The following is a 14,531-nucleotide window of genomic DNA, read 5'->3' as shown; positions in this document are numbered from 1 at the left end:
CTGTAAAAACTCACGGTCGGAACGCAATTGAGCCCCTTCATGGTTCGTAAAGTGGTTTTGCTCGGCTATACAACAATGAAAAAGGATGTTTGTTCCATATATGCGTAAATTTATAAATCTCTCTTGTTAGAATAGTTCTGTTAGGGTACAATGTTGATGCATGGAAATATCGTTAAAATAAAACCTATATGAAGCGGTACGAATCTGTGCAAGTGCTTTCTTGGATTTGGATGGGGGCAAGGCTGTAGCGATCTTTGTTGTAAGAAAAAACGAAAATGAAATGTAAATAAAGCCATGCAGCTTTTCCTTCTTCTCATTAGTTGTGCAGGTAACGATTGATTGGCTTTGGCAATGGGGCGAGGGAATTTTTAACCGGTGGCGCTTGCCATCATGATCGAAAATTCGATCCCCCAATATTGGTCTTCATGTGAGCAATGATCCGCTTCTAACCGTGAGTTTTGACAGATACCATTCATTACGAGGGTCATCAGTGAATCTATTTTTTCTAGCGCTACGAGAATTTTTATTATGAGAAAACAGGTGTGTTGATGATCCAATAAAAACTAATGGATATTGCTTGATGCCTAGCGATATCATTCCGTATTTTTAGTAAAAAATGGATCACCAACACTTGTGATGAGAAACGGAGAGACATAAGATGAATAAAAAGCAATTATTTGGCTTTACTGCATTATCTCTATTATTTATTGTCGGAATAATCTATCTTTTATCTCGCTTACATCAAAATGAGCAGGAAGATATTGATCTAGCTAAGCTCTCACAAGAATTAGATAGGAAAGGCTATCATATTGGAGTGATTTCGTATAGCCCCAGAAATAAAGAAATGATCGTACAATTATCAAACAAAGAGCCTAATCTGTCCCATACAAAAGAAGCTATAAAAAATTACATCCAAAATGAGTTGGAAGATCACAATGTATCCATTCAAGTGAAAATAATCGATGTTGAACAAGCAGAAAGGGAAAGAAAATGGATGTCCGTCGTATCGAAAATTGATAAGAAATTAAAAAGAGAAAGTAACAAATATATAGGCATTGCCATTGGCTTTAATCCCCAATCCATTACATACATTCTAAAATCCTCTTATTCTGAGTCCGATTTTGCTGAGAAAGAAATAAAAGATTGGATGGAGTTAACGAATAACGTTATTGTTTCTCAAAATCTACCTTCTCTTCTTAAAAACGATGAAACGTATGAAATTGAAGTAATATCAAAAAACAAAGAGGTTTTGCAAAATAAACGATACAACCATAACGTAGAATCATATGATGATTAACGGTTTTTAATTTAACAAAACAGGGAAACCCTTTGAGGGTTCCCTGTGATTTTTATTTAACCTACCTACCGAGAAGTCTCTCCTTAACATTCTTATAAGTATGAGATTCCTCTTTTCCTTCTTTGGCAAATTTCTTAAATATAACGGTTTGAAAACAGAGCGAAGGGAACGATAGACTCCCTTAAGCACGTCCTGATCATTTTCCTCTATACATATGGAAAGATGGCAGAGAGAGCATGGGACAATCGACGCTTACAGACAAATTCATTTGTTAGTATGGGAGTTGTTCGGTCGCTCGACCGGTGAAATGGCATCTATGAATTTGGAAATAAAAAATGTGATAAAGCTATGCGGTCAGTGAGAAAAAAGCCCTAGATTCCGTTCAAATAATCTTTTTCATTTTGTTGCTTTTTTGATAAAATAAAAATTAATCATAATTTTCTAAATAATATTTTTTCAAACAAGGAGTGACGGACGAAGATGCAACTATTTCAGCCAGGAGCGCAATTGTTAAACCAATTAAAATTTGGAAAAAAATTTATGCTCTTATTTATTGTTTTTATTTTTTCGCTTGCAACGATTGGAATATTTTACATTCGTGAACTAGAAACGAAATCGAATTTTATAGAAAAAGAAAAGATGGGCCTGTTGTATGTCCAAGACTTTTTAACCGGGCTAAGAGCGCTCCAAGACCACCGCGAGCATACCACCCTTTACCTATCTGGGGATCAATCAAGCGAACAAAGCATTCAAGCCGATGAAAACAAGCTGGATCAAGTTTTTAAGAGAATACAGGCTATGCAAAAAACATATGAGGATGTATTCAAAGTAGACAAGCAATGGAAGGAAATTTATGAATCCTGGGAACAAATGAAAAAAGGGTGGACATCCTATACAATGGACGAAACGGTTTCACGCCATAACATTATGATTAATAATTTTATAGATATGATGATGAATGTGACAGACCGTTCTAATTTAGCGTTGGATGATGATATTGATAATAACTATCTTGCCGATGTCATCGTTGAAAAAATTCCTACTTTAACGGAGCTCATTAGCTCGGCGCAGGCACTTGGGGTGAAAATGTCGCTCAGCACGCAAATATATGAGATCGATCAATCGAAAATGACTTATTTTTTAAATGCCATTGATAATTCGTTAAATGCGCTGAACCGATCTGCTTCGCTGATGTTTGCTAATCATAAAGCGTTGCAGAATCAGTTTGACCAACATAAAGACATGGCTATGACCGAAGTCATCAGCATGTCAGGAATGATGGATAAGGATTTTTTAATGGTTGGACAAGTGTCTATTCAACCGAAGGAAATATATGAAAAGACAAGCCAGGCGAATGAGCGGCTATATGAGTTATCCACATTCAGCGTCAAACTCTTGGAAGATCGAATTCATGAACGCTCTCAATCGGTAAATATGAATAAATGGCTGACTATTTCCGTCATGTTAGCTGCATCGATTATTATGATTTATCTGTTTATCGCTTTTTATTTTTCTGTTCGTTATCATATTTCAGCAACAGAGATGGCGATTAAACAGGCGGCTACTGGAGATTTGACAGGACGAATGAATATTCGAACAAATGATGAGTTTTCTCATATCGCCCATTCGTTTAATGAATTAGTCGATTCATTTCGTTCGATCATTTCTGTCAACCAGCAAATGACGGAAGAGGTATCTGCTGCATCAGAAGAATTGACAGCCATTACCGAGGAGACGGCACAAGCGGCAGGACAAGTGGCGACAACGATTGAAAATGTTGCTGTGGGTGCTGAACAGCAATTGAAATATGCGGAACAAAATACGCACTCGATTCATGAGCTTTTACGCGATACGCACTTTATCGCGGATCGGGCAAAGCAAGTAGCAACTTCTTCATTTGAAATGACAAACGAGGCAAAGAGCGGAAGTGAATCCGTTCGGCAAATGATGCAGCAAATGTCCAGCGTCAACGAACTAGTCTCGCAATCTTCGCGGTTCATTCAAACACTTTATGAGCGTTCAAATAATATTGGACAGATGACACAAATGATCACAGCTATTGCTGAGCAAACGAATTTGCTGGCCCTCAATGCAGCGATTGAAGCGGCGCGTGCTGGAGAGCAGGGAAGAGGCTTTGCTGTCGTGGCCGAGGAAGTTCGCAAGCTCGCTGAACAGTCCTCGCAATCGGCTAAGCAAATTCATGAACTGCTGAGTGAGATTCAGGATGATACGTCCCAATCGATGAAAGCTATGGAACATGTGCTGCGAGAAGCGGAAAAAGGAGTAGAAGTAGCCAATCGCACAGGAACCATTTTTGAAAAGATTTTATCCTCAACCGATGCTGTGACTGAACAAATTAACGGGGTGTCTGCCAAGCTTTCCATGATGGAGTCATCACTGCAGCAGCTCTCAGAAACGATTCAAGAGACGGAGCATATCTCTAAAGAATCCGGACAGCAAACACAAATGGTGGCAGCCGCGGCCGAACAGCTTCTCGCTTCCATGCAGGAAATCTCCTCATCGGTCCAGTCGCTGAATAGCAAAGCACAAGACTTATTTGAAACCATTGAGCGGTTTCATTTATAACCTGTTCCCCCTTTCGATCACGAAAGGGGGATTGTTGCTTTATTTACATCATTAAAAATGAAACGAATTCCACGTTCAGAAGAATCTTAGTGACTGATCTTTTTTGGGGATGCAGCTGCGTGAACAAGGTTGGAGCAACGCCACTTTCAGCTCTATTTCTGATTTTGTTTTGTGAAGAGGTGTGGTTTAGTCATCCGGCTTATGAACGGAAAGAACGACGAAAAACATTTACAGATGCTTGGAGAGCCGCTTGTATCTATATCGAAGTTCGCTTTTATGGAGGACGTCATCTTTTAACATGTTGAGAAATAAACAGGGATTTAGGTGCAATGAAATAGATTATATTTAGATATATTGAGAAATTAAGGAATATTTACTAAAAAATATTTGATTTTTTATATTAATGTAATAATATATCAATAAAAATATTCAGAAAAAAAAGACTTTTTAATCTCTGATATGGAGGTGATGATTTGTCTAACCAGCCAGTTTTACAAATCGAAAACTTACGAGTTTCCTTTCGGGTTCATGATGCCTATTATGCTGCAGTTGATGGGGTATCGCTCAATGTTCACAAAAATGAGGTGCTTGCTGTTGTGGGCGAGTCAGGCTGCGGCAAAAGTGCCTTGGCTCTATCCATTATGGGGTTGCATCCGCCTGCAAAAACGAAATTAGAAGGAAAGATTCTGTTTCATGGAACCGATTTGTTATCATTATCTGTCCATGAACTAAATAAAATTCGCGGAAAGGATATAGGGATGATTTTTCAAGATCCGCTTACCGCTCTCAATCCGCTCATGACGGTAGGAAGACAAATTGAAGAAGGAATGGATTTTCATCTGTCTCTTTCTTCGCTAGAAAAAAGAGGCCGTACGATAGAGTTGTTAGAACGTGTTGGCATTCCTAATCCAAATCAAGTATATCATCGGTACCCGCATGAGCTGTCGGGGGGAATGAGACAGAGAATTGTCATTGCGATGGCGATTGCTTGTCACCCTTCATTAATCATTGCGGATGAGCCGACAACAGCATTAGATGTCACGATTCAGTCACAGATTATGGATCTATTAAGAGAACTCCAGCAGCAGATGAATACAGGCATTGTTTTAATTACGCATGATTTAGGAGTGGTAGCGGAAATGGCGGATCGTGTAGCGGTGATGTATGCAGGTGAAATTGTTGAAATGGCGGATGTTTATACGCTATTTGATCGTCCTTTGCACCCGTATACACGTTCATTGCTCCAGTCCATCCCATCTGCCCAACATCCAAAAGAAAGGCTTCATGTCATCCAAGGCATCGTTCCGCCGCTTCAAAAATTGCCAAGAACGGGATGCCGATTTCGCTCAAGAATTGGATGGATCGATGAATCAGATCATGAAGAGCAGCCGATTTTGCGAGAAGTGGAACCGGGGCATTTTGTACGTTGCATTTGCTATAAAAACTTTCACTTTCCACATGACCATATAGGGGACATGAAATATGGAATTTCTTAAAGTCAATCATTTAAAAGTATATTATCCGATTCGTAGTGGTTTTTTTCGCAGAGTAGTCGACCATGTAAAAGCGGTCGATGATATAAGCTTTCAATTGAACCGAGGAGAGACATACGGATTAGTCGGCGAATCGGGATGTGGCAAAACGACAACAGGGCGAACGTTAATTGGCTTAATCAAAGCAACAGCGGGGGAGATTTTACTAGAGGGCAAGGATCTTGCAAAACTGAATCGCCGTGAACGGTCATATCATCGCAAAGACATTCAAATGATTTTTCAGGATCCATATTCATCGCTTAACCCTAAAAAACGAGTTCTTGATATTATTGCCGAACCGATACGCAATTTTGAAAAGCTATCTCCTCAAGAAGAAAAACGAAAAGTCCAGTATCTAATCGAGAGGGTAGGCCTTCATCCAGATTCTATCTATAAATATCCGCATGAGTTTTCTGGAGGACAGCGGCAGCGCATCGGCATTGCGCGCGCTTTAACACTTCATCCCAAACTGATTATTGCAGATGAACCTGTGTCAGCTTTAGATGTATCTGTACAAGCTCAAGTGTTAAATTTTATGAAAGACATTCAAACAGAATTTCAGCTGACATATTTGTTTATTAGTCATGATTTAGGGATTATCCGTCACATGTGTGACCGTATCGGGATTATGTATAGAGGACAATTTGTTGAAGAAGGCGCAAGCCAGGAGATATTCAACAATCCGCAGCATATTTACACAAAACGGCTGATTTCGGCGATTCCTAATGTCGATCCTCGAAAAAGACAAGAACAAATAAAGCTTCGCCAGCACGTTGAAAAAGAATATAAGCTTTCTTGGCAGCGCTATTTTAATGCGGAAGGGAAGGCTTATCCGTTAAAGCGCATCTCGGACACACATTCTGTTGCTATTTTGTGAGAGAGGAAGTCGAAACATGCTGAAGTTTATATTGCGACGAATCATGATGATGATTCCTCAATTATTGATTTTGAGTATTCTTGTTTTTGCATTAGCTAAAGCAATGCCGGGTGACGCGCTTACTGGACAGTTGGCCCAATCTCCAAAGATGGATGCCAATACGTTAATGGAAATGCGGGAAAAGCTCGGATTAAACGATCCTGTCCATATTCAATACGTAAGATGGGTGAAAAATCTTTTGCATGGAGATCTTGGTCTTTCGTATATTCATCAACAGCCCGTAACAGATCTTCTATCCGGCAGATTGGCCAATACTCTTTTATTATCCGCGTGCGTTCTATTGCTTACCTATCTTATTGCCATACCATTAGGATTGGTTTCCGGGCGTTGGCAAGATTCTTGGGCGGACAAGCTCATTGTTGGTTATAGCTATGTTAGTTTTGCTACGCCATTATTTATTTTTGCCTTAGTTATGCTGTTTGTATTTGGATTTAAGCTAGGGTGGTTTCCAACGGGAGGAAGTGTCGATATTCAAGTAGAGAAGGGGACATTGGACTATTATATCAATAAATTTTATCATCTCCTTCTGCCAGCTTTGTCTGGTGCTCTTATTGGCACGGTTGGTATTATTCAATATTTGCGAAGTGAGATTATCGACACGAAGGTTAAAGATTTTGTGAAAACAGCGCGAGCCAAAGGAATACCGGAATCGAAAATTTACTCTCATCATATTTTACGCAATTCATTTTTACCGATTGCCGCTTTTTTAGGGTATGAAATTACGGGGCTTATTGGCGGTTCCATATTTTTAGAATCTATTTATAGCTATCCGGGGCTAGGACAGCTGTTCCTTCAATCCATTATGCAGCGCGATTATAGCGTAGTCACAGCACTTGTCATGATTTCAGGTTTGGCGACATTAATAGGAACTTTGTTATCCGACATCATTTTAAGTGCTGTAGATCCGCGCATTAGAATTGAATAGTACAAATGGAGGAACGATTATGAGGGCAAATTTGAATGATTCTCAGCAAATAGCGAAGGATGTTAGCCAAAGTCCTTCAAGCCTCTTCATATTATGGCGCGAAATGATAAAGGATAAGCTAGCGCTTATTTCTCTCGTTGTTCTTTCGTGCATTCTTCTTATCGTCTATGGATCTGCGCTTTTTTTAGATCAAGACAAAATTGTGAAAGTGGATTTACTGTCTATCTACGCACCGCCTTCTGCGGAACATTGGTTAGGCACCGATTATGGAGGACGAGATATTTTGGGCCAATTGATTATTGGCGCCCGAAATTCCTTTACAATTGGTTTGCTCATTACACTTTTGACCGGCTTCATTGGCCTTACCATAGGGTTAATTGCTGGATACTATGGCGGGATCATTGACAATGTGATTATGCGTATCATTGATTTTATTTTGGTTTTGCCTTTTTTAATGCTTGTCATCGTTTTTGTAGCGATTGTACCAAAGTATAATGTCTTTACATTTATTTTAATCATGAGCGCTTTTTTGTGGACTGGGAAAGCGCGGTTGATTAGAGCTAAAACATTGGCTGAAAGGGAGCTGGATTATGTCAGTGCTTCAAAAACACTCGGCACTCCGGATTGGAAAATTATGATACGCGAAATCTTGCCCAATTTAAGTTCGATCATCATTGTGAATTTAACGCTAAATCTCGCTGGGAATATTGGCATCGAATCCGGATTGAGCTACTTAGGATTTGGGCTGCCCGAAAGCACACCGAGCCTTGGCACGTTAGTAAGCTATGCGACAAATCCGGATGTTTTACAAAATAAATGGTGGGTATGGCTTCCGGCATCATTGCTAATCTTAGTGATCATGCTGTGCATAAATTTTATTGGTCAAGCATTAAAAAGAGCAGCTGACGCGAGACAGCGGCTAGGATAAAGGGGGAAATGAACATTGAAAAAAAGGTATGGGAAGCTTTTAAGCTTGTTAGTCGGTTTTTCGATTTTGCTAGCGGCTTGCACAAACAGCACAACAAGCAGCGATGGAAAGAATAGCAAAAACACGCAGACAGCGCAAAAAGAAACGATCGGAAACTTCCCGATGGCGGTCAAAAACGATGGCAAGATTGTTGACGGGGTGTTGACGTATGGGCTTGTTTACGACACGCCTTTTGAAGGAACGCTGAATTATGCATTTTATCAAGGCCAGCCAGATGCGGAAATTTTACATTTTTTTGATGAGTCACTGTTCCACGCAAACGGGGATTATGAAATTACGAATGACGGTGCCGCAACGTATGAGCTTTCTGATGATAAAAAAACGATCACGATTAAAATTAAAGACAATGTCAACTGGCATGATGGAGAACCTGTTAAAGCAGAAGATTTAGAGTATGCCTATTTAGTCATTGGCCATAAGGATTATACAGGTGTCCGCTACGGAGACGCACTCATTCAAGACATTGTTGGCATGGATGAATATCATGCGGGAAAAGCAGCAAATATTTCCGGAATTAAAGTGATCGATGACAAAACATTATCCATCACATATAAGCATGCAAACCCGTCCATCTTAACAGGCATTTGGGCATATCCATTGCCCAAGCATTATTTAAAAGATATTCCAATCAAACAAATGGCGCAATCCGATAAAATCCGCAAAAACCCGATCGGTTTCGGGCCATTCAAAGTGAAAAAGATCGTTCCGGGTGAGTCGGTTGAACTTGTGCGCAATGATGATTATTACGGCGGAAAGCCGAACTTAAAAGGCGTTATCGTTAAAGTTGTCAATCCAAAAGTTGTGCTGCAGGCATTAAAAAAAGGAGAAATCGATGTTGCGCAATTTCCAACTGATCAATATGTCAGCGCAAAAGGAACAAAAAATATTCAATTCGTTGGCAACATTGAGTTAGCCTATAATTATATTGGATTTAAGCTGGGGCATTGGGATGCAGAAAAACAAGAAAATGTCATGGATAATCCGAAATTCCAAAATAAAAAGTTGCGCCAAGCAATGGCGTACGCCATTGACAATCAGGCGGTTGCCGACAAACTATATCATGGGCTCCGCTTCCCGGCCACTACACTCATTCCGCCATCATTTCCAGGCTATCATGACGAAAATGCAAAAGGATATTCATATAATCCTGAGAAAGCGAAAAAACTGTTAGATGAAGCGGGCTATAAAGATAAAGATGGCGATGGTCTTCGCGAAGATCCAGATGGAAAGAAATTTACAATCAATTTCCTTTCAATGAGTGGAGGAGATATTGCGGAACCGCTTGCTAAGTTTTATATCCAATGCTGGAAGGATGTCGGTTTGGATGTGCAGCTTGTGGATGGCCGTTTAGCAGAGTTTAATTCATTTTACGATATGGTTGAAAAAGACGATCCAAAAGTGGATATCTTTGCAGCGGCATGGGGAACAGGGACCGATGTCGACCCGTACGGGCTATACGGCCGCAATGTTATGTTCAACTATTCTCGGTGGGTGAACGAAAAAAATGATGAATTGCTTGAAAAAGGCCATTCTGAACAAGCCTTCGATAAACAATACCGGAAAGATATTTATAACCAATGGCAAGAATTAATGAATGAAGAAGTGCCGGTGATTCCAACCTTATATCGTTCACAAATATTTGCTGTGAATAATCGCGTGAAAAACTTTACGGCTGATATCGATCCATTCAACTGGAAATGGAAAGAAGTAGGAGTAACAGCGGAAAAACCGGAAACCGAATAAAATAGAACCGCTGAAGGAAAAGGGGGGCCCATAATTTTGTGGGAACGCCCTTTTTCTGTTTGGGTTTTCGGCTTCTGTATGGATATAAAATGCTGTGGATACGAAGGGGATTTCTATTAAGATTAATATTTTCACCATCATGTCATACATATGAAAATAAGAAAATAGCTCAAGCCGATTTTTATGGCATGTCCCTCTTTCTGTTTTCTTAGGCAAGAGGAGAAGAGCGTTCTCTGCTGACTGACTCGCTTTCTTTAACCCACATTCATTTTATGGATTGTGTTGCATATTGAAAAGCGACGATGGATATGGCTGCATGTAATTGCATAACGGTTACATGACAAACCATCATCAAAAAAAGCAATCGGCCGGGGGATCTAACAAAAACATCACGTACGTAAGGTCATCATTTGAGCAGCAGTAACTTCCCGTCTCTATTTAAAAGCGCTTTCATAATAGGCGGCGCTGTTAGGAAATAAAGGCGATCTTATCCGTTTATTTGCAGTGGATCACGCGCACTAGGTATGTGACTTTTGAAATGTATGGTAGATAAAATACAAGAATAATTTTGGGAAGGTCAGCAGTTTGCAGCTTGCTTTATGGCCCGTTTATGCGGCCAGGTCTGAACAACCGCCGCTTCTAGCAATCGATCAATGAAACGCTTAACCCTAACCATCGAGTTTCAGTTTCGAATGTGAAAAGGCGAAGTCCCGTTGCGTCTTTAGCAGACGAAAGGAGGTGAAAAGGATGAAAAAAAATTTTGGTGGTCTGCGGCAATAGGCTTGGCAGCAGCTTTATGATCGAGTTAAATGTGAAAAAACACTTTACAGGATCTGGGAATTGAGGTCGATGTGTCCCATACAGATTTAGCTGCAAGCAAAATCGAAAAAGCGGATCTGTACGTCGGTGCGAAGGATTTAATGGATGTCCTTGACGACGGAACAAGGGCAGTCGCTAAACTAGCCAATATTTTCGACATGCAAGAGTTGAAATCCGTCTTACAGCAGTATGTATAAACAACAAGGGGGAGAGGCGGATGTTAGATTTATTAATGAAGGATATTTTGGGATCACCAGCCATTTTAGTGGGGTTGTTCGCGTTTTTGGGACTTGTGCTGCAAAAAAAGCGTGTTCCTGACATTATTTCAGGAACGTTAAAAACCATTATGGGATTTATTCTTCTCAACGGCGGTGCCGCGATTCTGATCCAATCACTTGATGCGTTTGGCAAATTATTTGAAAAAGCTTTTGCGATTCAAGGGGTCATTCCGAATAATGAAGCGATTGTCGCAATTGCCCAGCAAACATTTGGCAAAGAAACGGCGCTCATTATGCTGTTTGGGATGATTGTCAACCTGCTTCTTGCACGGTTTACCCGTTTTAAATACATTTTTTTAACTGGACATCATACGTTATTTATGGCTTGCTTAATTTCAGCAGTGTTGGCAACAAGCGGTGTTGCTGGAGCTCCTCTTGTCGTGACCGGTTCGATTATTCTCGGCGCCTTGATGGTATTCATGCCGGCCCTGCTTCAGCCATATATGCGTCAAGTGACCGGGACAGATCAAGTTGCTTTAGGGCATTTTGGATCTGTCGGATATTTTGCGTCTGCATGGATCGGCAAGCGCTTTGGCAATAAAGCGCGCTCTACTGAGGATTTGCGCGTACCAAGATCGTTGAGCTTTTTGCGTGATACGTCCGTAGCGATGTCGCTGACGATGACGATCTTATTTCTGATTGTTGCACCATTGGCGGGCAAAGAGTTCGTTGAAACACAGTTAAGCGGCGGTGTCAATTTTCTTGTTTTCTCGTTAATGCAAGGAATTACATTTGCTGCTGGCGTATATGTGGTGCTTGCTGGAGTGCGGATGTTAATTGCCGAGATTGTTCCCGCTTTTAAAGGGATTGCCGATAAAGTCGTGAACAATGCCAAGCCTGCTCTCGATTGTCCGACTGTATTTCCTTATGCACCCAATGCCGTCATTATTGGCTTTTTATCAAGCTTTGTTGCTGGAATGGTTTCCATGCTTATTTTGCCGGCTGTCGGTTTAAAGGTAATCGTGCCGGGACTGATTCCGCACTTTTTCACAGGAGCAGCAGCAGGTGTCTTCGGAAATGCTACAGGAGGCAGACGCGGAGCTATTTTGGGGGCTTTTGTCAACGGACTTCTCATTTCGTTCTTGCCGGCCCTTCTTTTGCCAGTTCTTGGGTCGCTAGGGTTTGAAAACACGACATTTGGTGATTCAGACTTTGGTATTGTTGGTATTTTATTGAGCTATTTGATTAAATGGTTTTCGTAAAAAATATCAATCGGTTAAAGGGCTGGCTTACGTTATGTATCAACGTAAGCCAGCCCTTTTATTAGCCGTTTGCTCTGCAAGACTTACAACTTTGTGAACTTTGATAAAAAATGCGTGTAGCAGATTTCATTCAACGTGAGCAGAATGGGCCCATTTTTGGGAACAAAGAAGATGACTTCCCATAGGAGCAGCTGACAAACGAAAAATGTACGTCTAAAGATGAATGGAGATTGCTCTGTCTATAGCCGCTCGGCTATACTTAATGGAAAGGGGGAGAGAAGATGGAAGAAAAGGTTGTAAACGCGATTCAAGATGAATATCCGGATGATTTTGCTTGGTGTTATGGCTGCGGTCGTCTTAATGAAAAAGGCCATCATTTTCGGACGGGATGGCAAGGGGAGCAAACAGTGACTATTTATACACCGCGTCCAGAGCATACAGCAATTCCGGGATTTGTATATGGCGGGCTGCTCGCGTCCTTAATTGATTGCCACGGGACCGGTTCAGCAGCATTGGCCCTGCATCGTAAAAATGGCTATGAGCCCGGAGATGGCACAGCCCCGCCGCGGTTTGTAACCGCTTCTTTAAATGTGCAATTTCTGAAGCCCACTCCACAGGGGGTACCGCTCAAAGCGATTGGCACGGTGGAGGAAATACATCCGAAAAAATGGAGAGTGCAGACAGAAGTTTATGCAAATGATGTTCTTTGCGCGCAAGGAGAAGTGATTGCGGTCGTCATGCCAAAGACATTTTTGCCGTCTTCGTGATGCCAACGAATGCAAAAACGCCTGCTGTTTCACTAGAACAGGCGTTTTTTACTGCTAACACAAATGTCGCAAGCATGCAAGTGTATATTGTAAATCAATGAAAGTGTACATACTATCAAAAGGGGTTTTAATGAAGGGAGAATCGTCTGTATGGATGGATCCAAACAAGAGTCACAATGGAATGAAAAAGAGTTTGCTTCTCTTCATGAATTAGCTGATTTTGTCTCCGCGCATGTTCAATGTCCAGTGACCATTGAATCACGTGATTTGGAACTGATGGCTTATAGCGGAAATCACAACGAACCGGATGCGGTGCGCATGAATACCATTTTAAGCAAACGGGCAGCGGCTCATGTTGTCCATTATTTGCATGAAAGTGGTTGGCTTCAGCGCATTGAAGAGGCGAGTGGAGTCGTTAAAATCCCAACATTGACAGAAATTGGACTTGGCCCTCGCACGGTCGCCTGCATCAAAAGCGGAAAAAAAATTTATGGATATTTATGGGTTCAGGAAGCCAGTGACGCATTTGCGGAGGAACATCAATCTTTTTTGTTGAAGGCGGCGAAGAAAGCGGCGGAATGGTTTGAACAACAAATGAGTGTGACTCGTAAGCGGCAGAAGGAAATGGAACGGATATTGATGAGCTTCATTCGAGAAGGAGCCCCAAGTGACCAAGCTGTAAAGATTGAAGCAGAACTGAGAGGAATCAAACTGCCAAAGGAGTTTGCTGTCGTTCTGTTTCGGGTTTTGCGGTCCGATAGGAAAGAAATCATTCGCCATTATATTATTTTTAGCATGAATGCGTTAAGTGGCTCCACCTTTTTGATCGAAAATCATGAGCAGTTGATTTGCATCATTGGAAATTCCTCTGTTTCCTCTCATACCGCTTTGGACCAAGCTCGGCTGCTGCTTGAAAAATTAGAGAAGGAGTTTCACTGTGATTTACAGCGGGATGTCCTTGTAGGAATCGGTAAAGAGTATCGCAGATTAAAGGATCTGAGACAAAGCTATACAGAAGCAACTGAGGTGATACATATTAAAACGCGACTTCATGAACCGCTTGGCCATTTTTATGAGGAGTTAGGGATTTATCGGCTGCTTCCGGCCATATATGCGCAGCATAAGCGGCAGCGCTATCAAAACGAACAATTGCAGAAATTGAAAAGATATGATATGGAAAATCAAACGACGCTTGTCGAAACATTGAAGCAGTATCTTAAAAATGATGGAAAAATTAAAGAAACAGCAGAGGACTTATACATACATCCTAACACATTGCATTATCGAATCAAGCGCATTCAAGCGATTACTGGCATTGATTTTGCTGATTTTGAACAACGAATGATGTTATACATTGATCTCCTCCTTCTCCAATATAAGGATGATATTGTGTTCGACACACAAATATAAGGCTTGATCATTATACCGGAGAAACAAAGAATCTTCTGAATGTATCC

General features: G+C 41.0%; 11 protein-coding genes and 1 pseudogene. All 12 read left to right on the top strand.

Going from position 1 to position 14,531, the window contains the following annotated elements; all coding sequences use genetic code 11:
* Nucleotides 1-658 precede the first annotated feature (658 nt).
* Complete coding sequence (locus tag GFC28_RS05115; protein WP_044745245.1) at nucleotides 659-1,297, top strand: hypothetical protein; 639 nt, start codon at nucleotides 659-661, stop codon at nucleotides 1,295-1,297.
* 480 nt (nucleotides 1,298-1,777) lie between these two features.
* Nucleotides 1,778-3,883 (top strand): methyl-accepting chemotaxis protein, encoded by a 2,106-nt coding sequence (locus GFC28_RS05110; protein ID WP_044745244.1) that lies wholly within the window; start codon nucleotides 1,778-1,780, stop codon nucleotides 3,881-3,883.
* A gap of 119 nt (nucleotides 3,884-4,002) precedes the next feature.
* On the top strand, nucleotides 4,003-4,188 hold the full coding sequence (locus GFC28_RS05105; RefSeq protein WP_066147452.1) for a hypothetical protein: 186 nt from the start codon (nucleotides 4,003-4,005) through the stop codon (nucleotides 4,186-4,188).
* Nucleotides 4,189-4,356: 168 nt separating this feature from the next.
* Complete coding sequence (locus tag GFC28_RS05100; RefSeq protein ID WP_044745243.1) at nucleotides 4,357-5,379, top strand: ABC transporter ATP-binding protein; 1,023 nt, start codon at nucleotides 4,357-4,359, stop codon at nucleotides 5,377-5,379.
* The gene (locus GFC28_RS05095; protein WP_044745242.1) at nucleotides 5,366-6,292 is read left to right on the top strand and encodes an ABC transporter ATP-binding protein; all 927 of its coding nucleotides are present in this window, start codon (nucleotides 5,366-5,368) and stop codon (nucleotides 6,290-6,292) included. The genes GFC28_RS05100 and GFC28_RS05095 overlap by 14 nt, the downstream gene beginning before the upstream one ends.
* Before the next feature lie 16 nt (nucleotides 6,293-6,308).
* On the top strand, nucleotides 6,309-7,277 hold the full coding sequence (opp4B, locus tag GFC28_RS05090; RefSeq protein WP_044745241.1) for an oligopeptide ABC transporter permease: 969 nt from the start codon (nucleotides 6,309-6,311) through the stop codon (nucleotides 7,275-7,277).
* Nucleotides 7,278-7,296: 19 nt separating this feature from the next.
* Nucleotides 7,297-8,205, top strand: coding sequence for an ABC transporter permease (locus tag GFC28_RS05085; RefSeq protein WP_044745240.1), 909 nt, complete (start codon nucleotides 7,297-7,299; stop codon nucleotides 8,203-8,205).
* 15 nt (nucleotides 8,206-8,220) lie between these two features.
* Nucleotides 8,221-10,008 (top strand): oligopeptide ABC transporter substrate-binding protein, encoded by a 1,788-nt coding sequence (opp4A, locus tag GFC28_RS05080; protein WP_044745239.1) that lies wholly within the window; start codon nucleotides 8,221-8,223, stop codon nucleotides 10,006-10,008.
* Nucleotides 10,009-10,804: 796 nt separating this feature from the next.
* A pseudogene (locus GFC28_RS05075) lies at nucleotides 10,805-11,024 on the top strand (PTS lactose transporter subunit IIB).
* A 20-nt stretch (nucleotides 11,025-11,044) separates the two neighbouring features.
* On the top strand, nucleotides 11,045-12,307 hold the full coding sequence (locus tag GFC28_RS05070) for a PTS ascorbate transporter subunit IIC (protein WP_044745238.1): 1,263 nt from the start codon (nucleotides 11,045-11,047) through the stop codon (nucleotides 12,305-12,307).
* 281 nt (nucleotides 12,308-12,588) lie between these two features.
* On the top strand, nucleotides 12,589-13,074 hold the full coding sequence (locus GFC28_RS05065) for a PaaI family thioesterase (RefSeq protein WP_044745237.1): 486 nt from the start codon (nucleotides 12,589-12,591) through the stop codon (nucleotides 13,072-13,074).
* A 150-nt stretch (nucleotides 13,075-13,224) separates the two neighbouring features.
* Nucleotides 13,225-14,484, top strand: a complete 1,260-nt coding sequence (locus GFC28_RS05060) for a PucR family transcriptional regulator (RefSeq protein ID WP_044745236.1) — start codon at nucleotides 13,225-13,227, stop codon at nucleotides 14,482-14,484.
* Nucleotides 14,485-14,531 lie beyond the last annotated feature (47 nt).

The organism is Anoxybacillus sp. B2M1, assembly GCF_001634265.1.
Lineage (GTDB): Bacteria > Bacillota > Bacilli > Bacillales > Anoxybacillaceae > Anoxybacteroides > Anoxybacteroides rupiense.
The sequence above is the reverse complement of the archived record's forward strand: the minus strand, read 5'-3'. Positions and strand labels throughout refer to the sequence as shown.

Coding starts and splice junctions, on each gene's coding strand:
- GFC28_RS05115 (WP_044745245.1), top strand. CDS start 659: ATGAATAAAAAGCAATTATTTGGCTTTACTGCATTATCTCTATTATTT.
- GFC28_RS05110 (WP_044745244.1), top strand. CDS start 1,778: ATGCAACTATTTCAGCCAGGAGCGCAATTGTTAAACCAATTAAAATTT.
- GFC28_RS05095 (WP_044745242.1), top strand. CDS start 5,366: ATGGAATTTCTTAAAGTCAATCATTTAAAAGTATATTATCCGATTCGT.
- opp4B (WP_044745241.1), top strand. CDS start 6,309: ATGCTGAAGTTTATATTGCGACGAATCATGATGATGATTCCTCAATTA.
- GFC28_RS05085 (WP_044745240.1), top strand. CDS start 7,297: ATGAGGGCAAATTTGAATGATTCTCAGCAAATAGCGAAGGATGTTAGC.
- GFC28_RS05070 (WP_044745238.1), top strand. CDS start 11,045: ATGTTAGATTTATTAATGAAGGATATTTTGGGATCACCAGCCATTTTA.
- GFC28_RS05065 (WP_044745237.1), top strand. CDS start 12,589: ATGGAAGAAAAGGTTGTAAACGCGATTCAAGATGAATATCCGGATGAT.
- GFC28_RS05060 (WP_044745236.1), top strand. CDS start 13,225: ATGGATGGATCCAAACAAGAGTCACAATGGAATGAAAAAGAGTTTGCT.